Raw genomic sequence first — 330 nt, forward strand, 5'->3', positions numbered from 1 at the left:
TCAGTAGGTAAATAACAATCCTTTATAAATGGAAATTGCTGTTTTAGTGCGTCAAATAGCTGCTCGGCTTTTTCCTGCTGCAGAGCAGGTAAAGGTGTAGACGAACCTTCTTTAGACATGGCTAACTCTGCTGGCCATTTGATGGTCGCATCTAGACCCATCTTCGAGCCAAGGCCTGCAACTGGTGAAGCAAAATCAAGAGAATCTATTGGGGTGTTCTCAATCATCACTATGTCGCGTTTCGGTTGCATGTGCTCTGTCATTGCCGCGACAACTTGATTCCAATCTCGAGCATCAACACTTTCATCGCATACTAGTACATATTTGGTG

The 330-nt window shown here is 44.2% G+C and carries 1 pseudogene; it reads right to left on the bottom strand.

What is annotated here, in order from left to right:
* Window positions 1-330, bottom strand: a pseudogene (locus tag AB4585_RS25340) (3-octaprenyl-4-hydroxybenzoate carboxy-lyase); the annotation flags it as partial.

The sequence above is a fragment of the Vibrio sp. 10N.222.49.C9 genome (genome assembly GCF_041474985.1).
Lineage (GTDB): Bacteria > Pseudomonadota > Gammaproteobacteria > Enterobacterales > Vibrionaceae > Vibrio > Vibrio crassostreae_C.